Here is a 20,228-nt window from a genome sequence, read left to right as displayed (position 1 = left end):
GGCCGGCTCACAGACCCAGTGCACGCGGCAGCCACAGCGACAGGCCGGGGATGTAGGTGACCAGCAGCAGCACCGTGAAAAGTGCGACGAAGAAGGGCATCGTCGCCTTCGTCACCACGCCGATCGGCAGCTTGGCCACCGCGCTGCCCACGAACAGCACCGTGCCTACCGGCGGCGTGATCAGGCCGATGCCCAGGTTCACCATCATGATCATGCCGAAGTGCACCGGGTCGATGCCGAGCGCGGTGACCACCGGCAGCAGGATCGGGGTCAGGATCAGGATCAGCGGGGCCATGTCCATCAGCGTGCCCAGCGCCAGCAGCATGACGTTGATCAGCGCCAGGATGACGTAGCGGTTGTCCGAGACCGTGGTGAAGGCAGCGGTGACCTTGGTCGGGATCTGCATCAGCGTCATCAGGTAGCCGAAGGCGGCGGCGAAGCCGATCAGGATCATGACGATGGTCACGGTCTTGACCGTGCGGTGCATCAGCTTGGGCAGTTCCGACCACTTGTAGTCGCGATAGATGAACATCGTCACGAAGAAGGCGTACACCACCGCGATTGCCGCGGACTCGGTGGCGGTGAAGACGCCGCTCAGAATGCCGCCGAGGATGATGACGATGGTCAGCAGGCCCCACATCGCTTCGCCGACGATCTTCAGCGCCTGACGCAAGGGGATCGGGTCGCCCTTGGGGTAGTTGCGCTTCTTGGCGATGAACAGGCACATGATCGCCAGCGTCAGCCCGAGCAGCAGACCGGGGACCACGCCGGCCATGAACAGGCTGGCGATCGACACCGTGCCGCCGGCGGCGAGCGAATAGATCACCGCGTTGTGGCTGGGCGGGATCAGGATGGCCTGCACCGAGCCGCTGACCGTGACGGCGGTGGCAAAGGCGCGCGGATAGCCCTTGCGCTCCATCTCGGGGATCAGCACCGAGCCGACCGAGGCCGTGTCCGCCACCGACGAGCCGGAGATGGCGCCGAAGAAGGTCGAGGCCAGGATGTTCACCAGCGACAGCCCGCCGCGGATGAAACCCACCAGCACCCCGGCGAAGGCCACCAGACGGCGCGACATGCCGCCTTCGGCCATGATCGCGCCGGCCAGCACGAAGAAGGGAATCGCCAGCAGGGAGAACTTGTTGACCCCGGAGGCGAGCTGGATCATGACCGCTTCGAGCGGCAGCTCGATCCACAGCGCGCCGACCAGCGCCGCCAGGCCCAGCGAATAGGCGACCGGCACCCCGATCGCGATGAAGACGGCGAGACTGCCGAGCAGGACCAGGGCGTCCATCATGCGCCTCCTTCGGCGTGTTCTTCGTGGTGCTCGTCGAAGCGCACGATCGGGCGCATGTGCTGGCTGCCGAAGACGATGCGTTCGATGACGAACAGCAGGGTGATCATGCTGCCGACCGGCAATGCGAGATAGGTGTAGCCGACCGGCATCGAGGGCAGTTCGGCGACGGTCTGGCCCATGGTGGCCAGCACCAGGTCCATGCCGTACCAGGCGACGAAGAGGCTGATGGCCGCCATCAGCAGGTCGACCAGCTTCGCGCACAGCCCCTGCAGGGTCGCAGGCAGGCGCTCGGTCAGCATGGCCACCGCGATGTGGCCGCCGGCACGGTAGCTGGCCGCGGCGCCGACGAAGGTGAACACCACCATCAGCATGATCGAGATCGGCTCGGGCCAGTGCGAGCCGGTGCCCAGCACGTAGCGCGAGAACACGCCCCAGGGAATGATCAGGGACATGGCCAGGATGGACAGGCCGGCGACCCAGATGCAGGCGTGATAGAGATGGTCCATCAGCCGGACGAAGGGATGACTCATTTGGAGAAGACTCCGGAGGTGGGGCCGATGCCCGCTCGGAACACCGGCCCCTGGGAGAGACGTCTTGGGCCTTACTTGACGGCTTCGATGCGCTTGATCAGGTCGGCGTACTTCTCGCCGTACTTCGCGCGCACCGGCGCGGTGGCGTCGTAGAAGGGCTTGTTGTCCACCTCGATGAACTCGACGCCGGCAGCCTTCAGCTTGGCCACGCTTTCCTCCACGCTCTTGTTCCACAGCTCGCGCTGTTCCATCTGCGCCTCGCGGCCCAGCTTCTTGAACATCGCCTGGTCGTCCGCCGACAGCTTGTCCCAGGTGACCTTCGACATCACGATGATCTCGGGAATCATCAGGTGCTTGGTCTGGGTGTAGTACTTGGTGCCGGTGGTGTAGTGGTTCGAGGTGAACAGGCTGGGCTCGTTGTTCTCGGCGCCGTCGATCACGCCGGTCTGCAGCGCGGTGAAGACTTCGCCGTAGCCCATCGAGATGCCGTTGCCGCCCATCGCGTTCATGGTGTCGATGAACAGCGGATTGCCCATCATGCGGATCTTCTGGCCCTTCAGGTCGTCGGGCGTGCGCACCGGCTTCTTGGTGTAGAGGCTGCGGCTGCCGGCCACGGTGAAGGCGAGCGCCACCATCTTGGCCGGCGAGGCGCTGATCTTGTCCAGCATCTCCTGGCCGATCGGGCCGTCGAGCACCGCGTGCAGGTGGGCTTCGTCGCGGAACATGAAGGGCATGTTGAAGACGTTGACCTCGGGCACCACGTTGCCGACCGGGCCGAGCGAGGTGCGCAGGATCTGGATCGCGCCGAACTGGGTCTGCTCGATCATCGTCTTCTCGTCGCCGAGCACACCGCCGGGGAACATCTGGAACTTGATGCGGCCGTTGGTGGCGGCCTCGACCTTCTTGCCCATGTTCTCGACCGCGACCACGGTCGAGTAGCCGGCGGGGTGGACGTCGGCGGCCTTCATGACCATCTGCGCACTGGCGCTCATCGGAGCGAGGCCGGCGAAGCCGAGCGCCGCCATCAGGGCGCCGGTGGCGAGGAACTTCCTGCGGGTTTTCATCTGAGTCTCCTTCCTTTGGCGAGGTGCTACGAGGCCGCTTGCGGCGGTGCGCGGCCGGTTATGAAAAGGGATTGCGGGGTCAGTCGAACGGTCCCTTGGTGACGAAGCCGCCACCCTGGTACAGCGCGACCGGATCGTTGCGGTCGATGGTCTGCTGGCGCGCCTCGACTTCGTCGCGGAAGACGTCCGAGCTGTCGAGCGGGCGGTAGCCGATGTGTCTGGCGTAGGTGTTGTCCCACCAGGTGGTGGCGTTGTCCGACATGCCGTAGATGACGCTGTGGCCGACGATGGGGGCGGTCAGGCCGGCCACCACCAGGCGCTCGAGGTCGTCGTAGCTCATCCAGGTCGCGAGCATGCGGCGGTCGACCGGGGCCGGGAAGGACGAGCCGATGCGCAGGCTGACGGTCTCGATGCCCCAGCGGTCGAAGTAGAGCTGGGCGAGGTTCTCGCCGAAGGCCTTGGACAGACCGTAGAAGCCGTCTGGGCGGACCGGCACGCGGGTGTCGATCACCTCGTCCTGGCGGTAGAAGCCGGTGACGTGGTTGGAGCTGGCGAAGATGATGCGCTTGACGCCGTTCTTGCGCGCCGACTCGTACAGGTTGTAGGCGCCGACGATGTTGCCGGCGAGGATCGGCTCCCACGGCTGCTCGGTGGATACGCCGCCCATGTGCACCACGGCGTCGACGCCTTCGAGCAGGCCCAGCATGGCGTCCTTGTCTTCCAGCGAGGCGATCATGATCTCTTCGCCGGCCTCGGGGGCGCCGAGGTCCGAACGGTGGCTCACGCGCAGCACGTCGCAGTAGGCGCGCAGGCGGGGGCGCAGCACCTTGCCGAGGTTGCCGGCCGCGCCGGTCAGCAGCAGGCGCTTGAAGCGGATGGGGGAGGCGGGTTTGTCGAGCATGTTGGTCGTCCTGGGTTCGAAGCGGGAGTTCAGCCCTTGAAGCGTGCAGCCAGTGCCTGTGCGCCGTCGCGCAGCACGTTTTGGTCGGCGCCGACGGCGACGAACAGGCAGCCGAGTTCGACGTAGCGCTGCGCCAGCGCCTCGTCGCCGGTCAGGATGCCGGCGGCCTTGCCGCAGGCCTGGATGCGGCGGATCGCGTCCTCGATCGCGGCCAGCACGTCCGGGTGCTTGGGATTGCCGAGATGGCCGAGTGCGGCCGACAGGTCGCCCGGGCCGATGAAGACGCCGTCGATGCCGTCCACGCTGGCGATCGCTTCCAGGTTCTTCAGCCCGTCGATGGTCTCGACCTGCACCAGCACGCAGATCTCGTCCTGGCAACGATGGGCGTAATCCTTGACGCGGCCGTAGTTGGACGCGCGCGGCGCGCCGGCGTAGCCGCGTACGCCCTGGGTCGGGTAGCGCGTGTAGGCGACGGCGTTGCGGGCCTCTTCCTCGGTCTGCACGTAGGGGACGAGCAGGGTCTGCACGCCGATGTCGAGCAGGCGCTTGAACAGCACCATGTCATTCCAGTAGGGGCGGATGATGGCCGAGGCCGTGCCGCCGTTCATCGCCTGCAACTGCGACAGGATGGTGCCGACCTCGTTGGGCGAGTGCTCCATGTCGAGCAGCAGCCAGTCGTAGCCGCAATGGGCGAGGATCTCGGTGCTGATGTTGCTGCACAGGTGCGACCACAGGCCGATCTGCTTCTGGCCGGACTGGATGGCGTGCTTGAAACGGTTGATGGGCAGGTCCATGGTCGGTTCCGTCAGGGCTGTTGGAGGTGGCAGGCACCGCGGCGACGGGCGTCGTCCATGGCGCCCGCCTGGGAGAGCGGTCGGGGTCGGGGGCTCAGTTGCCGGCGATCTTGTGGTTGGCGGCGATCTCCAGGGCCTGCACCAGGCCGGAGTGGTCCCAGGCCGCGCCGCCGTGGGCGGTGCAGGCGTTCATCAGCTGCAGCGCGCTGGCGGTGTGGGGCAGCGACAGCCCCAGGGCCCGTGCGCCTTCGAGCGCGAGGTTGAGATCCTTCTGGTGCAGCTCGATGCGGAAACCGGGGTTGAAGGTGCGCTTGATCATGCGCTCGCCATGGACCTCGAGGATGCGCGAGGACGCGAAGCCCCCCATCAGCGCCTGGCGTACCTTGGCCGGGTCGGCGCCCGCCTTGGAGGCGAACAGCAGCGCTTCGCCGACGGCCTCGATGTTTAGGGCGACGATGATCTGGTTGGCGACCTTGCAGGTCTGGCCGTCACCGTTGCCGCCGACCAGGGTGATGTTCTTGCCCATCAGCTCGAACAGCGGCCTGACCTTCTCGAAGGTGGCTTCGTTGCCGCCGACCATGATGGTCAGGGTGCCGGCCTTGGCGCCGACCTCGCCGCCCGACACCGGCGCGTCGAGGTACTCGCATCCCAGTGCGTTGATGCGCTGGGCGAATGCCTTGGTAGCGATCGGCGAGATCGAGCTCATGTCGACCACGATCTTGCCGGCGGACAGGCCTGCGGCGGCGCCGTCCTCGCCGAACAGCACCTCACCGACGTGCGGCGTGTCGGGCACCATGAGGAAGACGATGTCGGCCTGCCGTGCCACTTCGCGGGCGTTGGCGCAGGCCTTGGCGCCCTTCTCCAGCAGTTCGGCCGGCACGCCGCTGCGCGACTGCGCGAAGAGTTCGTGACCGGCCGCGAGCAGCTTGCCCGCCATCGGTGCGCCCATGATGCCGAGGCCGATGAATCCGAGTTTCATGTGAGTTCTCCGTGATCGTATGAAATGACGTGGGGTCGGGGGTGGCGGCTCAGCGCACCATGCACGGCCGCTTGTTGTCGAAGGTCCAGCCCGGGATCAGGTATTGCATGGCCACCGCGTCGTCGCGCGCGCCGAGGCCGTTTTCCAGGTAGCAGCGGTGGGCCTTCTCGAGCTGGTCCTCGTCGAGCTCGATGCCCAGGCCGCCCTTCTGCGGCACGGCGACCTTGCCGTCGACGATCTGCAGCGGCGCACGCGTCAGGCGCTCGCTGCCTTCCTGCCAGATCCAGTGGGTGTCGATGGCGGTGATGCGGCCGGGCGCGGCGGCGGCGCAGTGGGTGAACATCGCCAGCGAGATGTCGAAGTGGTTGTTGGAATGGGAGCCCCAGGTCAGGCCCCATTCGTGGCAGATCTGCGCCACCCGCACCGAACCGGCCAGCGTCCAGAAATGCGGGTCGGCGAGCGGGATGTCCACCGACTGCAGCTGGATCGAATGCCCCATCTGGCGCCAGTCGGTGGCGACCATGTTGGTGGCGGTGGGCAGGCTGGTCGCGCGGCGGAATTCGGCCATCACCTCGCGGCCGGAAAAACCGCCTTCGGCGCCGCAGGGGTCTTCCGCGTAGGCCAGCACGCCGTGCAGGTCGCGCAGCAGGCGCACCGCATCCTTCAGCAGCCAGCCGCCGTTGGGGTCGAGCGTCACGCGTGCCTGCGGGAAGCGTTCGTGCAGGGCACGGACGGCTTCCACCTCTTCCTCGCCGCGCAGCACGCCGCCCTTGAGCTTGAAGTCGTTGAAGCCGTAGCGCGCGTGGGCGGCCTCGGCCAGGCGCACCACACCCTCGGGCGTCATCGCTTCCTCGTTGCGCACGCGGAACCAGGCTTCGTCGGCGTCCGCTTCGCTGCGGTACTTCAGGTCGGTCCGGTTGCGATCGGCGACGAAGAACAGGTAGCCGAGCATCTCGACTTCCGTGCGCTGCTGGCCTTCGCCGAGCAGGGCCGCGACCGGCACGCCCAGGTGCTGACCGAGCAGGTCGAGCAGCGCGGCCTCGACCGCGGTGACGGCGTGGATGGTCACGCGCAGGTCGAAGGTCTGCAGGCCGCGGCCGCCGGCATCGCGGTCGGCGAAGCGCTGGCGCATGGCATTGAGCACGGCGTTCCAGTTGCCGACCGGTTGTCCGACGATCAGGCTGCGGGCGTCTTCCAGCGTCTGGCGGATCTTCTCGCCGCCGGGCACCTCGCCCAGGCCGGTATTGCCCGCGCTGTCCGTCAGGATGAGGATGTTGCGGGTGAAGTAAGGGCCGTGTGCGCCGCTCAGGTTCAGCAGCATGCTGTCCTGGCCGGCGACCGGGACGACTCGCATGGTGGTGACGACCGGGGCGTGGCTGGCGGGCTGGGAAAGGCTCATGAAGAGGGCTCCTGCGTCCTGCGGCTTAAGATGTCTGACATCCTATAATTCGGCTTTTCCTCATGCAAGACTTTTCCTGATGAATGAAAAGATTCTATTTATTGCTTTGCAGCATGAAATGCGCGCAGACAAAGAGTTTTTTCGCTTTCCATAAGGGCTCAAACCCTTACTGGATTGCATGAATGGGGGCTTCAAGGCGTGTCTGGTGGTGTGATGACCAGGCCGATCCCCGAGGTTTTACTGATGATGTCTGACAAGTGCTGGTTCTGACGAGCATTCGCGTGCTTGGCTGAAGACGTCAGACAACATACAATTCAGCCCTAATCCAACGACATGCGACAGGCGCTCGCCTGCCGCCTCGCCGATCACTGACGAGGGCGCGCTGCGCGATACGACATGAGTCCCGACCCCCTTCCTTCCGCATCGAAACCGCGCCGCCCCGCCCGCGGTCTGGCGCACGACGTGGTGGCTGACCTGACGCAGCGCATTCAGACAGGCGAACTCCGACCCGGCGACAAGCTGCCGACCGAATCCGAGATCGTGCGCGAACGGGGTGTCAGCCGTACGGTGGTACGCGAGGCGATCTCGCGACTGCAGGCCGCCGGCCTGGTCGAGACGCGCCACGGCATCGGTTCATTCGTGCTGGCGCCGGCCCGCGCGCCGCAGGGCACCTTGCGCATCGACCCCGCCACCTTGCACACGGTGCGTGACATCATCTCCATCCTGGAACTGCGCATTGCGCTCGAGACCGAGGCCGCATCGCTGGCGGCCGTGCGCCGCACCGACGCCCAGCTCGACGAGATGCGCGCGGCGCTCGACGATTTCCAGGACGCGGTGGGCAACCAGGGCAACTGTGTCGGCGCCGACATCCGCTTCCACCTCGCAATCGCCAAGGCCACCGGCAATCCGCACTTTTCCGACTTCATGAAGCACCTGGGCGAAGCCATCATTCCGCGTGCCCGGGTCAACACCGCCCGGCTGGCGGGCGACGACTTCGCCGCCTACCTGTACCGCGTCAATCGCGAGCACGAGGACATCTACAACGCGATTCGCCGGCAGGACACCGAGGCGGCGCGGGCGGCGATGCGCACCCACCTGTCCAACAGCCGCGAGCGTCTCGTGCGTGTGCAGGAAGAGGCGGAGCGTCCGCCGGCCTGAGTGCCGCGTGGGCGCGGTCGGCCATCTGAGCAAGGAAGGGTCTTGGACATCATCTTCGGCATCATCCTGCCGGTTTTCGGCACGCTCGCGCTTGGCTATGCCGCGGCGCGCCTCGGCGTGTTCGACGAGGCGGCCAATCGCGGGCTGTCCCTGTTCGTGTTCAACTTCGCCCTGCCCTTGATGCTGTTCCGTGCCATCGCCCAGGCCGATCTGCCGGAGGCGATGCCCTGGGGCTACCTGCTGTCCTACTACATCGGCGCCTTTGGCGTGTTCGGCATGGCGATGGTGGCGGCGCGCGCCCTGTTCGCGCGCCGTACCGACGAGCAGGCGGTACTGGGCCTCGGCGCCGGCTTCTCGAATACCGGCATGCTCGGCATCCCGCTGGTGATGACCGCCTACGGTCCGTCTGCGGCCTTGCCCCTGTTCGTGATGATTGCCTGCCACAGCCTGCTGATGCTGCCGCCCACCACCGCGCTGATCGAGGCCGCGCGCGGCGGCAGGCAGTCGGCGGCGGCGACCTTGCTGAACCTGGGCAGGAGCGTGCTGGGCACGCCGATCATCTGGGGTCTTTCCTGCGGGCTGGCCTTCGCGCTGTCGGGCATCGAGATTCCCGGCCCGTTCGATGCCGTGGCCAAGGGCCTGGGCGGTGCGGCCACGCCCTGCGCGCTGTTCGCGCTCGGCGCCTCGCTGACGCGCTACAGCCTGGGTGGCAACCTGCGCGAGCCAGCCGTGCTGGTGGCCCTCAAGACGGTCGTGCATCCGCTGCTGGTGTGGCTGCTGGCCACGCAGGTGTTCGACGTGCCCCCGTTGTGGATGATGACCGGCGTGCTGCTCGCGGCCCTGCCGGCGGGGATCACGCCCTACCTGTTCGCCCAGCGCTACAACGCCTGCCAGTCGACCGTCGCCTCGGCCGTGTTCCTGTCGACCGTGCTGTCGGTGTTCACGCTGTCCGGACTGCTGTTCCTGTTGCGACCCTGACGCGCGCCGATGACCAATTTCCTCTCCATCCTGGGTTTCTCCTTCTCGGTCACCGGACCGATCTTCGTGCTGCTCGGCCTCGGCGTGCTGCTGCGCCGTACCGGCATGCTCACCGACGGTTTCATCGAGGGCGGCTCGAAGCTGGTGTTCACCATCGCCCTGCCCACCCTGCTCTTCATCAGCATCGCGCGCACGCGCATCGCGGAGTCGGCCAACGCCGGCATGATCGCCTACGGCCTGCTGGCGACGCTGGCGATCTACCTCGCGCTGGAGTGGGTGGCGAAGTACATCGTTCAGCCCGAGCGCGACCGTGGCGTGGTGGTGCAGGGCGCCTTTCGCTCCAATTTCGGTGTCATCGGCCTGGCCTACTGCGTCAATGCCTACGGCGATGCGGGTCTGGCGGCAGCTTCGCTCTACCTCGGACTGGTGACGATCCTGGTCAACATCCTCGGTGTCATCACCCTCAGCCGTTCGCTGCATCGCAGCCAGGGCGCCGGCCGCATCGCGCGCGGCATCGCGACCAATCCGCTCATCATCGGCATCCTGCTGGCGCTGCCGGTGTCGGCGCTGGAGATCCGCCTGCCGGCGCTGGCCCTGCAGTCGGCGCAATACGTCGCCGACATGACGCTGCCGCTGGCGCTGCTGTGCACCGGCGCGTCGCTGAACTTCCGCAGCCTGCGCTCGGAGATCGCCAGCACCGCGCTGGCGACGGTCGGCAAGCTGGTGCTCGTGCCGCTGGTGCTGACGGCGGGCGCCGTCGCGCTCGGCTTCCGCGGCATCGAGCTCGGCATCCTGATGCTGATGGCCTCCTCGCCCTCGGCCGCGGCCGGCTACGTCATGGTGCGCGCGATGGGCGGCAACGCCGCGCTGGCGGCCAACATCATCGCGCTGACGACCCTCGGCTCGCTGCTGACGACGAGTCTGGGCGTGATGCTGCTGCGCAGCGGCGGGCTGATCTGAGCCACGGCGCTTACACCGCAGCTTCGGGCGGTGCTTCGGCTGCGCCTGTCGCCTCGTCCGCCGGTTCCGCCAGCAAGGTGGCGATGTAGTCCTGCGGCAAGCGGTACTCGGCGGCGAGTTGCGCTGCGTCGGCGCCGCTGGCGCGAATCGCCTGCAGCCACCCTTCCAGACCGGTCGACAGCGAGCGGCCCGCCCGTTCCCCGTCGCGAGTGGCGCGTTCGCCTGCGGCGACCTCGTACTTGTTGCTGTAGCCGCGCGGCGTCACCATCAGGCCGTCGCGCACGAAGGTGTTGGAGTTGCCGATCAGCACGGTGGTCAGCATGCCGATATCGGCCTCGGTCATGCGCGCCAGCGTGGTGAATTCGATGCGCTGCTTCGGCCGGTAGGCCGACTTGACGATGGCGACCGGTGTGTCGGGGCGGCGGTGGCGCAGGAACAGGCGCTGGGCCTCTACGATCTGGCGGGTGCGACGGCCGCTCTTGGGGTTGTAGAGGGCGACGACGAAATCGGCGTAGGCGACGGCATCCAGGCGGCGGGCGATGGTCGGCCACGGTGTGAGCAGGTCCGACAGCGAGATCGCGCAGAAATCGTGCGTCAGCGGCGCGCCGACCAACGCGGCGCAGGTGTTGAGCGCAGAGGCGCCGGGGACGATCTCGACCTCGATGCCCGAGTCCGGCGTCCACCCGGCCTGGAACAGCACCTCGAAGGTGGGACCGGCCATGCCGTAGACACCGGCGTCGCCCGAGGACACCAGCGCGACCTTGCGGCCCTGGCGCGCGCGTTCGAGCGCCTCGATGGCGCGGTCCAGTTCCTCGGTCATCGACTTCCTGATGACCTCCTTGCCTTCGAGCAGGTCGGCGACCAGGCGGATGTAGGTGACGTAGCCGATCACGGTGTCGGCTTCGGCGATCGCGGCGCGCGCGCGCGCCGTGAGGTGCGCGTGGGCCCCGGGGCCGAGGCCGACGAGCATGATCTTGCCGCCGGAAGCGGCGGGGCGGAGGGGGTCGGGCGCGTTCATGCGGGCATCCTTGCGATGGAGACGGTGGCGTTGCGGCCATCGGAGCCGCGCAGCCGGTGTTTTTCGACGCGCAGGGCGCCGGGGTCGGTGGCGAGATCGGTTCCGGCGGCAAGCAGTGCGGCGGCTTCGGCCACCGAGGGTGTGCCGGTGTATTTGCGCACCGTTTCCGACGGGTTGGGCACGGCGACCGCGGCCAGCAGCTGCGGCGGAAAGAAGCGTGGCGTCCAGCCCGCCGCGGCGACGGCCTCGAGCAGGCCGGCTTCGTCGGCCTTGAGCGTGATGCTGGCCACGGTGACGACATCGCGGCGCGATGCGCCGATGCTGGCGAGGGCCGTGTCGATGGCCTGCGCGATGGTCGCGGCCGGTGTGCCGCGGTCGCAGCCGAGGCCGAGCGCGAGCCTCTGAAGAGCCCGGCCGGCACCCCCGTCCGCGCTCACGCCGCCTCCGGCGCGGAGGGACGGTAGATCACCCGCTTGCCGGTGAGGCGTCCGGCGTAGCTTGCGGGCAAGGGGCGGTGGCTGATCCACAGCACCGCGCCGAAACGCTCGGGATCGACGTCTTCCAGCCGTTCGAAGCGCTGGATGTTGGCCGGCAGCGGGCCGCTGCGGCCGTTGGCATGGCGCGACCACCAGTCGGTGCTGCCGGCTTCCTGCACCAGCGCGACCGGCTCGTCGTTCACTACTGCGGCGCTGGCGCGCACGATCTCGTCGTGGCTGGCCTCGAAGATCCAGCCCAGCTCGCGCCCCAGCAGGTCGACCGCCAGCGTCTCGCGTGCGTCCGATGCGGTGGTCAGCACCGGGGTGGCGCCTACTGCCTGTTGCAGCACGCCGGCGATGGCGTTGGCGCCGCCGAGGTGGCCGGACAGCACCGGGATCGCCCAGCGCCCCGCTTCGTCGAGCACCACCACGCCGGGGTCGGTCTCCTTGTTCTTCAGGTGGGGCGCGACCAGACGCACCACCGCGCCCAGCGACACGATGGCGACGATGCCGTCGAAGCCGGCGAACAGCGCCGGCACCTGGTCGCCGACCTTGCCTTCGTAACAGGCGAACGCGCCGGGGGCGGCGGCTTCGGCCTCGATGCCGAACTTCTGCGGCGCGAACAGCGTGGCACCGGGCAGCGCCGCGATGACGCGGCCGGCCAGCGCGATGCCGTGGCGAGTGATCGACACCACGGCGATGCGGGTGTTGGGAAAGGGCAGGTGTTGGGTCGTCTGTGGAGACATCGGGAGGGACCTCAGGAAACGGCCGTTACAGCCTGTTGTTCGGCGCGCTTGCGGCAGCCGCGGCGCAGCTCGCCGCGCTGGCGCTTGGGGTTCTGCACCAGCAGCAGCGACAGGTAATTGACCTTTTCGCCGCGCAGGCTGGCCACGTCATGCACGACGCGCTGTTTGGGCGCACCCACCTTCTCGACGAAGCAGCTGCTGGCGAGCAGGCCGCGGCGTGCGAGCAGGTCGAGCACCTCGTCGAGCAGCGGCTTCACCTTCATCAGCACCACGGTGTCGAACTCGTCGAGCAGGTGGTCGATGACGGCGGTGCCGTAGGCGGCGGGGATCACCGCCATCGTTTCGTCCTCTTCGGCCAGCGCGAGGTCGGCCACGGCCGCAGCGGCAGCGAAGGAGCTGACGCCGGGGATGGTGTCGACCTCGACCTCGGGTGCCAGCTCGCGTACGGCGCGCGCCAGGTGGCGGAAGGTGGAGTAGGTGGAGGCGTCGCCTTCGACCAGGAAGGCGAGGTCGCGGCCTTCGGCCAGCAGCTGCAACGTCTGCGCGGCGGCTCGTGCCCAGGCTTTGGCGAGCGTGATCGCGTCGCGTGTCATCGGGAACACCAGCTCGACGGCGTCGTCCGGAACCGCCAGCCCGCCACGGCGGGCGATGTCCAGTGCGTAGGAGGACTCCTCGGCGCGCTTGACCGGATAGGCCCAGCGTGCGCCGGACTGCAGCGCGGCCCAGCCCCGGCGGGTGATGAGGTCGGGGTCGCCGGGGCCGAGCGAGACGCCGATCAGGCGGCCGAAACGACGGGGGGTCAAAGTGGGCGCGTTCATGCGGTTTCCTTGCGGGCGGTGACGATCCACACCGGGTTCTGCGCAGCGAGCCGGTGCATGTCGAGGATGGGCTGGCTGCGCGCGGCCGACAGCATGGTCACGTCCCAGGCAGCACCGCTTGCGGCCAGTGCGGACGTGGCAGTGGCGAGGTTCTCGAGGGTGACGAAGTTCATCACCAGCCGGCCGCCGGCTCTGAGCCGGCGAAGCGCCAGGGCGATCAGTTCGCCCAGTTCGCCGCCCGAGCCGCCGATGAAGACCGCGTCGGGGTCGGGCCAGGCGTCGAGCCCGGCCGGGGCCTTGCCTTCGTGCAGGCTGTAGTTGCTCGCGCGCAGGCGACGGGCGTTGGCGCGCGCGTTGGCGGCATCGCCCGCGTTCTTCTCGATCGCCCACACATGGCCATGGCGGGCGATCCGGCTCGCCTCCAGGCCGACCGAGCCGGAACCGGCGCCGATGTCCCATACCCGGCTGTCGGCACGCAGCGCCAGCTTGGCGAGCGACACCGCGCGTGCCTCCAGCTTGGTGATCAGGCCCTTCTCGGGGCTGCGCTGCACGTAGTCGAGATCGTCGAGGCCGAACAGGGGGGTATCGGCGGGCAGGGCGCGGAGCGCGACGTCGGCTGCAGTCGCCGTCTCCCTGCCCGCCGCCGCTCCGTCTCGTCGCTCGGGGGAGTGCGAGCGTTCGATCACGAGGATGTTGGGCTCCGGAAAACGCCGGGTGGCGGCCTCGTGCAGGCTCAGTCCCTCGAAGACGGCCTCGTCGTCCAGGCACAGGCGGGCGACCACCGACAGGCGCAGGTCCTCGCCGCCGCCCGGCTCGCCATAGCCGGCCGCCAGCAAGGCGCGGGCGATGCGGTCGGGGCTGTTGGCCGGGCTGGTGAAGCTGGCGACCAGCGGATGCTCGGCGACGGCGCGGACCAATCGGTACAGGCCGTGCTCCGGCGTCGGCCCGGGCTGCAGCGGGTCGGCCCGCCATTCGCCGGCATCGGCGCCGTGGCAGGAGGTGAAGCGGGCCTCCTGCCACGGCTTTTTCAGGCGGGCGAAGGCGAGCTGCAGCGTGGACGGCGCGGGCAGCACCTCGATCCGCGCGGCGCTGAGCTTGCCGATCAGGAAGCCGGCGATGCCGTGGCACAAGGGGTCGCCGGTGGCGAGCACCACAGTGTGGCCGCCCTGCCCGGAAACCTCCTCGATCCAGCCCGGCACGCGGCTCAGCGCGCCGTCCATGTCCAGCAGGCGGGCGGCCGGCGCGTGTGGCGCGATCAGCGCCAGCGTGCGTTCGGCGCCGATGACGCAGGCAGCGGTGTCGATGCGCTGGCGAGCCGTGGCGCCAAGGCCGTCCCAGCCGTCGTCGAGGACGCCGACGATGCTGCAGACAGGAGCGGTAGGTTCAGGCATGCGTGGGCTCCGTCAGGTCGGCCTCGTTCACGGTCACGATCGGCACGCCCTCGAAGTTGCAGGCCAGCACCGTGAGCCGGTGCGGGCCGGGGTAGCGCTGGCGCAGGCTGCGAATGGCGCGCACGGCCAGCGCGCGGTGGAAGGCCGCGGCCAGGCCGAGTCCGGCCAGGCGTTCGGCGGCGAAGCGGGCGGTCTCGGCTGCGCGGATCTCGGCCACGAGATCGGGCGGCGCACCGACCTCGGCGGCGGCGGCGGCGATCAGCTCGCGGTCCACTTCCTCGCGCCAGGCGTGCGTGACCGACAGGCCCTGGGCGATCTTGGTGAGCTTGCCGACCATCGCGCCGACGATGATGTGCTGCATGCCCTGTTTGACCGCGGTGGTGAAGGCGGCCTTGACGAAGTCGCCCATCTGCACGAAGCAGGCTTCGTCCAGTTGCGGAAATTCGCGCATCGCACATTTCTCGGTGCGGCCGCCGGTGGTGAACACGACGCTGGTCTGGCCCTGGTTGGCGGCGACATCGATGGCCTGGATCACGCTGGCGCGGAAGGCGGCGGTCGAATACGGGCGGACGATGCCGGTGGTGCCGAGGATGCTGATGCCGCCGAGGATGCCGAGGCGGGCGTTGAGGGTCTTCTTCGCCATCTCCTCGCCGCCCGGTACCGAGATGGTCACCTCCAGGCTGTCGCCGGCCTCGAGGATGGGGGCGCCTGCCGCGCGTACGTTGTCGACGATGTTTCGCCTTGGTACCGGGTTGATCGCCGGGCCCCCAACGTCCAGCCCAAGGCCGGGCCTGGTGACTACGCCTACGCCGGGGCCGCCCTTCAGGATCACTGAACCTCCTCCGCCGGGGATGCGGCACACGTCGGCGGTGAGATGGGCGCCATGGGTGGCGTCCGGGTCGTCGCCGGCGTCCTTGACCGACACCGCACGGGCATGATCGCCGTCGACATGGCCGTCGGTGACTGCAAAGCGCACGCGCATCATGTTGGGCAGGACGCACTCCACCGCGTCCGGCACCTCGCCCTGCACCAGGCCGAGTGTGGCCGCGGCGGCGGCGGCGGCCGAGTTGGCGCCGGTCGAGAAGCCGGTGCGGTTGCCGCGGTCACGCTTGGCATCGCCCTTGCGCACCTTATCCGGCAATGCGTGTCCTGCCGCCATGGCCGGTTCTCAGCCCTGCAGGGCCTGCAACTGGCGGGCCTCGGCCAGCCCCAAGAGGGCGTGGATTGCCGCCACTACCAGGGTCGAGCCTCCCTTGCGGCCACGGATGACGATCCAGGGCACTTCGTCGAGCTCTGCCATCAGGTCCTTGGATTCGGCCGCCGACACGAAGCCGACCGGCATGCCGACGACAAGAGCCGGGCGCACGCCTTCGTCGCGGATCAGCCGCACCAGCTCGATCAGCGCTGTGGGTGCGTTGCCGATGCCGACGATGGCGCCGTCGAGCAGGCCGAGGCGGTGGGCCTTGCGCATCGCCTGTACCGCGCGCGTGGTGTCCTCGGCGCGGGCGCGTTCGATGACGTCGGTGTCGGAGATGAACTGATGGGTGCGCATGCCGAAGTGCGCGAGACGAGAGGCCGACAGGCCGACGCAGATCATCTCGACGTCGGCGACGATCTGCGTGCCGCCACCGAGGATGGCGGCCAGGCCGGCTTCCACTGCGTCCGTGTGGAAAGCGGTGAGGCCGTTGAAGTCGAAGTCGGCGTTGGCGTGGATCATGCGGCGCACGACCGGCCACTCCCCGGCGCCGTAGGCGTGGGCGCCGACCTCCGCGTCGATGATGGCGAAGGAGTCGTGCTCGATCGCGCGGCCGGCGGCGGTGAGCTGTTCGGTGACGGTGTTGGTGTTCATCGCGGCGCCGGCCTCAGGCGTGAGCATGTTCATGGGCGTGGCCATGGACGGAACCGTGGTGATGGCCATGGTCGTGGTCCGTGTGATGGACGTGTGTATGGCTGTGGTCATGCAGATGCTCGGCCTCGGCGGCAATGCGGTACTTGCAGCCGTCGCACTCCAGCAGCGCGCCCTCGGGCAGTTCCTGGCCGCCGACCTTGGCGTCGAGCAGATCGAAGATGCCCTTGTCGAACCCGAAGTGCGTGCCGAGGGCGAAGGCGATCTGCGGGTACTGGCGCTGCAGGCGTGCGACCTGGGCCTTGATGCGCTCCATCAGCACCCCGGTGAAGAGGTACACCGGCACGACGCAGATCTGCGTCATGCCCAGCCGCGCCTGGCGCTGGACGACGGTTTCGAGTCGCGGCCAGGTGACGCCGGTGAAGGCGAGGTCGACCAGCTCGTGGTCGCCGTCCTCGAACAGCCAGCGCGCCATCTTGGCCAGCTCGCCGTTGGCGCCCGCGTCCGACGAGCCGCGGCCGAGCAGCACCACGCCGGTGGTGCGCGGGTCGGGCATGTCGAGCTGCTTCAGCAGGCGGTCGAGCTGGCCCTTGAGCACGGTGAAGATCTCGCGCCCCATGCCGAGGTGGCGGGCGCAGGCGAAGGCGACGCCGGGGTGGCGCTGGCGCGCGCGCTCGATGGCGGCCGGCAGCTCCATCTTGACGTGGCCGGCGGCGTTGAGGATGAAGGGAATGGTGACGACGTGCCGTGCTCCGAGCGCGGCACGGTCGAGGCCCTCGTCGAGCAAGACCTCGGCGTGCTCGATGAAGCAGGTCTCGATGCGCCAGCCAGGGTGGCGGTCGCGCCACTGGGCGGCGAAATGCAGGATCTCCTTGTTGCCCTCGCGATTGCGCGAGCCGTGGCCGACGAGGAGGATGGCGGTGTCGTTCATGCGGATTCTCCGGTGGGCAGGCCGGCTTCGGTGGCAGGCGCGGAGGCCTTGCGGAAGCGGTGGCCGAAGCCCGGGTCGTAGAGCTTGGAGCGGGCGATGTCGGGCCAGTGGCGGGCGCCGAGCGCGGGGCTGGCGATGATCATGGCCTGGCTGGCGATCTTCTCGTCCTGGCAGCGGCGCTTGATGTCGGCCAGCGTGCCGCGGACGATCTTCTCCGCGCCCGGCCAGCTCGCCTTCTGCACCACCACGATGGGCGCCTCTTCCGGCCAGCCGGCGGCGCGCAGCGCGCGCTGCACCTCGTGCAGCAGCGTGATCGACAGGAAGATGCACAGCGTCGTGCGGTGCGCGGCGAGCGCCGCCAGATCCTCGTCCGGCGGCATCGGCGTGCGCCCGGCGACGCGGGTGAGAATCACGGTCTGCGTCACTTCCGGCAGGGTCAGGGTCTCACCGGCTGCGGCGGCCGAGGCCATCGCCGAGGACACCCCCGGCACGACCTGCCAGGTGATGCCGGCCGCGTCCAGCGGGCGGGTCATCTCGACCAGCGCGCCATACAGGCCGGGGTCGCCGGTCTGCAGGCGCACCACGGTGTGATGGCGGGCGCAGGCGTCGAGCAGCCAGGCGCTCATGGCCTCGAGCGTCATGTCCCTGGAGTCGCGGATCTCGCAGTCGGCTGGCGCGTACTGCGTGGCCGTGCGGTCGACCAGCGAACCGGCGAACAGGATCGCTCCGGCCTGCTCGAGCAGGCGGCGGCCCTTCACGGTGATCAGGTCCGGGTCGCCGGGTCCTGCGCCGACGAACCAGACCGTGCCGGGTATTCCGGCCATCAGCCGCGCGCCGGGACGGCGAAGCAGAGCTGGACCAGCGGGCGATGCGCCTGCGACTGCAGCAGCCTGACCACGGCCACCGTCAGCACCGGCTCGATCAGCACCACCGGCAGGTAGGCCGCGGCAAAGGTCATCCATTCGGCGAAGGGTGTGGCGACCTCGCCCATCGACAGCCAGAAGCCGACCATCGCTGCAACGCCGGCGTAGTAGGCGGCGTCGAGCTTGAGCACCGACCTGATCTCGGTCGCCGCACCCGCGGCGAGCTTGCGGCCCAGGCCGAGATGCAGCGCAAGCAATGGCATGGCCAGCGACAGGAAATTGACGCCCAGATGCAGCAGGTCGGCCGGCTCGAAGACTACGCCCTGCAGCAGCAGGCCGAGGCCGAAGCCGAGCAGCGTGGGCACGAAGCCCAGCGCCAGATAGATCGGCATCGCGCCGATGAAGTGCAGTTCCGACGCGCCGGCAGGCAGGTGGAAGCTCTGCATGAAGACCGAGAAGAACAGCGCCGCGAGCAGTGTGCGCAGGATGAGCTGTGGCCGCTTGACCACTTGCGGTGCCTGGGCGGCGACAAGGCCGATGGCGGCGAGGTTGGCGGCGGCGATCTTGGCGCCGGAAAGGATGCCCGGTTCGATATGCATGATGACTCCCCACGAGTGCTTTGAATCAACGATGGGAGCCACGCAGGCGGAGTGTGCGTACGTGCGCGCACCCTGGCCTCGCCAAGAACGTGCGGACGCATGCAATACGAATCGGCTGGAGCTTCCGGCGCACGCGGGCAGCCGGCGGAAAACCAGTCGGATCGAACCCTCACCCCGGGGCTCACATCAACCAAACTCGATCGGGCCGGTCTTCTGGCTTGCCTTCTTCCTCGTCCGCCGACCTTCCCGAGCGCAAGGCTCAGTGGCGTGTGGCGGAGTCGTCAGGCTTACAGCAGCGGGGGCTGCGCCGGACTGGTCGTACGCGCGGGGCGGACGACGTCACCGGACTTCCCGTTTCACCCTGTCATGCGGTTGCATGACAAGGCACCCGGATCGAATGCGGGCGCAGACTAATCGAAACCGATCGGGATACGCAAGTTGCCGCTGCGGAAGGTCGCGGCGTGACCGCAGGGTAGAGGTGACATTCCGATGGGCTGCGCCACGTCTTGAATAGCGTGCGCGCCTGGGCTTTAGTGAAAGTGCGCCGACGGCCGCGGGGGCGCGCTTTCCGGGAGACGCAGCATGTTGATCACACGCGAGGTGCTGACCCGCATGGGGGCGACCGGTCCAAATGCCGATCGCTATGTCGAGGCGCTCAATGCGGAGATGGCCCGGCATGCCATCGACACGGCGCCGCGCGTCGTTCATTTCCTGGCCCAGACGCTGCACGAGTCGGGCTGCCTGCGCCTGACCGAGGAGAACCTGAACTACTCGGCAGACGGTCTGCTGAAGGTCTTTCCGCGCTATTTCCCCGCGCGTGCCGAGGCCGAGGCCTATGCGCGCAAGCCCGAGCGGATCGGCAACCGCGTGTATTGCGGGCGCATGGGCAACGGGCCCGAAGCCAGCGGGGACGGCTTCCGCTACCGCGGCCGGGGTCTGATCCAGCTTACTGGCAAGGACAACTACCGCGCCCTGGCACGCTGGTGCGGACAGGACGTGGTGGCCGAGCCCGACCGCGTGGGAAGCGAACTGGCCGTGCAGTCGGCGGTGTTCTTCTGGGAGCGCAACGCCCTCAACGACCTGGCCGACATCGATGACCTGAAGGCGATCACGCGCCGCATCAACGGCGGCCTAAACGGCTTTGCCGACCGCCGCGAACTGCTAGAGAAAGGCCGCCACGCCCTGCGCGAGCTGGGGCTGGCTGGCTCGGTCGCCCCGGCCTCGGTGCCGTTTGCCCCCACCCACCGCGTCGTGCCGCTGCAGCTCAACCTGCGTTCCGCGCCGCGCGTGTCGCCAGCGACCTTGCTGGCCTCGCTTGCCCAGGGAACCGAGGTCGAGGTGCGCGGGCCGGGCGCGGTCGCGGGCTGGCTGCGGGTCCGCGTGATGCTCGGCGGAACGATGCGCGAGGGCGTGGTGGCCGAGCAGTATCTTGCCGCACTCGCGCCGCAGCCGCGCGCCCGCGGCCGCGCACGTGCCGCGATGC

At 68.7% G+C, this 20,228-nt stretch carries 21 protein-coding genes and 1 riboswitch; of the genes, 4 read left to right on the top strand and 17 right to left on the bottom strand.

What is annotated here, in order from left to right:
• Positions 1-7: 7 nt before the first annotated feature.
• The 7 genes from C664_RS15350 to gudD form a co-directional block, all read right to left on the bottom strand.
• A complete protein-coding gene (locus C664_RS15350) occupies positions 8-1,294 on the bottom strand; it encodes a TRAP transporter large permease (RefSeq protein WP_232435116.1) in 1,287 nt (428 codons plus the stop codon).
• Positions 1,291-1,824 carry a TRAP transporter small permease gene (locus C664_RS15345; protein WP_004263418.1) on the bottom strand — a complete coding sequence of 178 codons (534 nt, stop codon included), beginning with the start codon at positions 1,822-1,824 and terminating at the stop codon, positions 1,291-1,293. The genes C664_RS15350 and C664_RS15345 overlap by 4 nt, the downstream gene beginning before the upstream one ends.
• 71 nt (positions 1,825-1,895) lie before the next feature.
• A complete protein-coding gene (locus C664_RS15340; RefSeq protein ID WP_004263414.1) occupies positions 1,896-2,888 on the bottom strand; it encodes a TRAP transporter substrate-binding protein in 993 nt (330 codons plus the stop codon).
• Between the two features lie 79 nt (positions 2,889-2,967).
• Positions 2,968-3,789: an NAD-dependent epimerase/dehydratase family protein gene (locus tag C664_RS15335; RefSeq protein ID WP_004263409.1), complete on the bottom strand. Its 822-nt coding sequence runs from the start codon at positions 3,787-3,789 to the stop codon at positions 2,968-2,970.
• A 29-nt stretch (positions 3,790-3,818) separates the two neighbouring features.
• Positions 3,819-4,583 (bottom strand): aldolase/citrate lyase family protein, encoded by a 765-nt coding sequence (locus C664_RS15330; protein ID WP_004263406.1) that lies wholly within the window; start codon positions 4,581-4,583, stop codon positions 3,819-3,821.
• 94 nt (positions 4,584-4,677) lie between these two features.
• Positions 4,678-5,583, bottom strand: a complete 906-nt coding sequence (glxR, locus tag C664_RS15325) for a 2-hydroxy-3-oxopropionate reductase (protein ID WP_269745300.1) — start codon at positions 5,581-5,583, stop codon at positions 4,678-4,680.
• A 28-nt stretch (positions 5,584-5,611) separates the two neighbouring features.
• Positions 5,612-6,961 (bottom strand): glucarate dehydratase, encoded by a 1,350-nt coding sequence (gene gudD, locus C664_RS15320; protein ID WP_004263403.1) that lies wholly within the window; start codon positions 6,959-6,961, stop codon positions 5,612-5,614.
• A gap of 396 nt (positions 6,962-7,357) precedes the next feature.
• Between gudD and C664_RS15315 the strand changes: the two genes are divergently transcribed.
• Genes C664_RS15315 through C664_RS15305 form a run of 3 tightly spaced genes read left to right on the top strand, consistent with a single transcriptional unit; the run spans position 7,358 to position 10,057 of the window.
• Entirely contained in the window at positions 7,358-8,119 is a 762-nt protein-coding gene (locus C664_RS15315; RefSeq protein WP_004263401.1) for a FadR/GntR family transcriptional regulator, read from the top strand.
• A gap of 42 nt (positions 8,120-8,161) precedes the next feature.
• Positions 8,162-9,097, top strand: a complete 936-nt coding sequence (locus C664_RS15310) for an AEC family transporter (protein ID WP_004263399.1) — start codon at positions 8,162-8,164, stop codon at positions 9,095-9,097.
• 9 nt (positions 9,098-9,106) lie between these two features.
• A complete protein-coding gene (locus tag C664_RS15305) occupies positions 9,107-10,057 on the top strand; it encodes an AEC family transporter (protein ID WP_004263397.1) in 951 nt (316 codons plus the stop codon).
• A 10-nt stretch (positions 10,058-10,067) separates the two neighbouring features.
• On the opposite strand, the gene cobJ is transcribed toward C664_RS15305, so the two are convergent.
• From cobJ to C664_RS15255, 10 genes are read right to left on the bottom strand one after another with little or no spacing between them, the layout of a single operon-like run.
• Entirely contained in the window at positions 10,068-11,075 is a 1,008-nt protein-coding gene (gene cobJ / locus C664_RS15300; protein ID WP_004263395.1) for a precorrin-3B C(17)-methyltransferase, read from the bottom strand.
• The gene (locus tag C664_RS15295; protein ID WP_004263391.1) at positions 11,072-11,512 is read right to left on the bottom strand and encodes a cobalamin biosynthesis protein; all 441 of its coding nucleotides are present in this window, start codon (positions 11,510-11,512) and stop codon (positions 11,072-11,074) included. Before C664_RS15295 ends, cobJ begins: the two co-directional genes overlap by 4 nt.
• Positions 11,509-12,297, bottom strand: coding sequence for a cobalamin biosynthesis central domain-containing protein (locus C664_RS15290; protein ID WP_004263387.1), 789 nt, complete (start codon positions 12,295-12,297; stop codon positions 11,509-11,511). The genes C664_RS15295 and C664_RS15290 overlap by 4 nt, the downstream gene beginning before the upstream one ends.
• Positions 12,298-12,308: 11 nt before the next feature.
• On the bottom strand, positions 12,309-13,115 hold the full coding sequence (gene cobI, locus C664_RS15285; protein ID WP_004263382.1) for a precorrin-2 C(20)-methyltransferase: 807 nt from the start codon (positions 13,113-13,115) through the stop codon (positions 12,309-12,311).
• Positions 13,112-14,506, bottom strand: a complete 1,395-nt coding sequence (locus C664_RS15280; RefSeq protein WP_004263377.1) for a bifunctional cobalt-precorrin-7 (C(5))-methyltransferase/cobalt-precorrin-6B (C(15))-methyltransferase — start codon at positions 14,504-14,506, stop codon at positions 13,112-13,114. Before C664_RS15280 ends, cobI begins: the two co-directional genes overlap by 4 nt.
• Positions 14,499-15,665 (bottom strand): cobalt-precorrin-5B (C(1))-methyltransferase, encoded by a 1,167-nt coding sequence (locus C664_RS15275; protein ID WP_004263375.1) that lies wholly within the window; start codon positions 15,663-15,665, stop codon positions 14,499-14,501. Before C664_RS15275 ends, C664_RS15280 begins: the two co-directional genes overlap by 8 nt.
• A gap of 9 nt (positions 15,666-15,674) precedes the next feature.
• A complete protein-coding gene (locus tag C664_RS15270; RefSeq protein WP_038012063.1) occupies positions 15,675-16,355 on the bottom strand; it encodes a precorrin-8X methylmutase in 681 nt (226 codons plus the stop codon).
• A gap of 13 nt (positions 16,356-16,368) precedes the next feature.
• On the bottom strand, positions 16,369-17,283 hold the full coding sequence (locus tag C664_RS15265) for a sirohydrochlorin chelatase (RefSeq protein ID WP_004263369.1): 915 nt from the start codon (positions 17,281-17,283) through the stop codon (positions 16,369-16,371).
• The gene (gene cobM, locus C664_RS15260; protein ID WP_004263366.1) at positions 17,280-18,107 is read right to left on the bottom strand and encodes a precorrin-4 C(11)-methyltransferase; all 828 of its coding nucleotides are present in this window, start codon (positions 18,105-18,107) and stop codon (positions 17,280-17,282) included. The genes C664_RS15265 and cobM overlap by 4 nt, the downstream gene beginning before the upstream one ends.
• Positions 18,107-18,745: an energy-coupling factor ABC transporter permease gene (locus C664_RS15255; protein WP_004263362.1), complete on the bottom strand. Its 639-nt coding sequence runs from the start codon at positions 18,743-18,745 to the stop codon at positions 18,107-18,109. The genes cobM and C664_RS15255 overlap by 1 nt, the downstream gene beginning before the upstream one ends.
• Before the next feature lie 186 nt (positions 18,746-18,931).
• Positions 18,932-19,153: riboswitch (cobalamin riboswitch) on the bottom strand.
• 174 nt (positions 19,154-19,327) lie between these two features.
• On the opposite strand from C664_RS15255, the gene C664_RS15250 reads away from it, so the two are divergent.
• Positions 19,328-20,228, top strand: a 901-nt coding sequence (locus C664_RS15250; RefSeq protein WP_004263359.1) for a glycoside hydrolase family 19 protein, incomplete at its 3' end; no start/stop codon positions are given.

This window comes from Thauera sp. 63 (genome assembly GCF_000310165.2).
Taxonomy (GTDB): domain Bacteria; phylum Pseudomonadota; class Gammaproteobacteria; order Burkholderiales; family Rhodocyclaceae; genus Thauera; species Thauera humireducens.
Note: the sequence above shows the minus strand (reverse complement) of the source record. Positions and strands in the feature narration are given on the sequence as shown.

Excerpts from the sequence above, each read along its gene's own strand:
- C664_RS15335 (WP_004263409.1), bottom strand. The coding sequence starts at position 3,789 with ATGCTCGACAAACCCGCCTCCCCCATCCGCTTCAAGCGCCTGCTGCTG.
- C664_RS15305 (WP_004263397.1), top strand. The coding sequence starts at position 9,107 with ATGACCAATTTCCTCTCCATCCTGGGTTTCTCCTTCTCGGTCACCGGA.
- C664_RS15255 (WP_004263362.1), bottom strand. The coding sequence starts at position 18,745 with ATGCATATCGAACCGGGCATCCTTTCCGGCGCCAAGATCGCCGCCGCC.
- C664_RS15270 (WP_038012063.1), bottom strand. The coding sequence starts at position 16,355 with ATGAACACCAACACCGTCACCGAACAGCTCACCGCCGCCGGCCGCGCG.
- C664_RS15265 (WP_004263369.1), bottom strand. The coding sequence starts at position 17,283 with ATGAACGACACCGCCATCCTCCTCGTCGGCCACGGCTCGCGCAATCGC.
- C664_RS15275 (WP_004263375.1), bottom strand. The coding sequence starts at position 15,665 with ATGGCGGCAGGACACGCATTGCCGGATAAGGTGCGCAAGGGCGATGCC.
- C664_RS15290 (WP_004263387.1), bottom strand. The coding sequence starts at position 12,297 with ATGTCTCCACAGACGACCCAACACCTGCCCTTTCCCAACACCCGCATC.
- C664_RS15330 (WP_004263406.1), bottom strand. The coding sequence starts at position 4,583 with ATGGACCTGCCCATCAACCGTTTCAAGCACGCCATCCAGTCCGGCCAG.
- cobM (WP_004263366.1), bottom strand. The coding sequence starts at position 18,107 with ATGGCCGGAATACCCGGCACGGTCTGGTTCGTCGGCGCAGGACCCGGC.
- gudD (WP_004263403.1), bottom strand. The coding sequence starts at position 6,961 with ATGAGCCTTTCCCAGCCCGCCAGCCACGCCCCGGTCGTCACCACCATG.
- cobJ (WP_004263395.1), bottom strand. The coding sequence starts at position 11,075 with ATGAACGCGCCCGACCCCCTCCGCCCCGCCGCTTCCGGCGGCAAGATC.
- C664_RS15280 (WP_004263377.1), bottom strand. The coding sequence starts at position 14,506 with ATGCCTGAACCTACCGCTCCTGTCTGCAGCATCGTCGGCGTCCTCGAC.
- C664_RS15345 (WP_004263418.1), bottom strand. The coding sequence starts at position 1,824 with ATGAGTCATCCCTTCGTCCGGCTGATGGACCATCTCTATCACGCCTGC.
- C664_RS15340 (WP_004263414.1), bottom strand. The coding sequence starts at position 2,888 with ATGAAAACCCGCAGGAAGTTCCTCGCCACCGGCGCCCTGATGGCGGCG.
- C664_RS15350 (WP_232435116.1), bottom strand. The coding sequence starts at position 1,294 with ATGATGGACGCCCTGGTCCTGCTCGGCAGTCTCGCCGTCTTCATCGCG.
- C664_RS15315 (WP_004263401.1), top strand. The coding sequence starts at position 7,358 with ATGAGTCCCGACCCCCTTCCTTCCGCATCGAAACCGCGCCGCCCCGCC.
- cobI (WP_004263382.1), bottom strand. The coding sequence starts at position 13,115 with ATGAACGCGCCCACTTTGACCCCCCGTCGTTTCGGCCGCCTGATCGGC.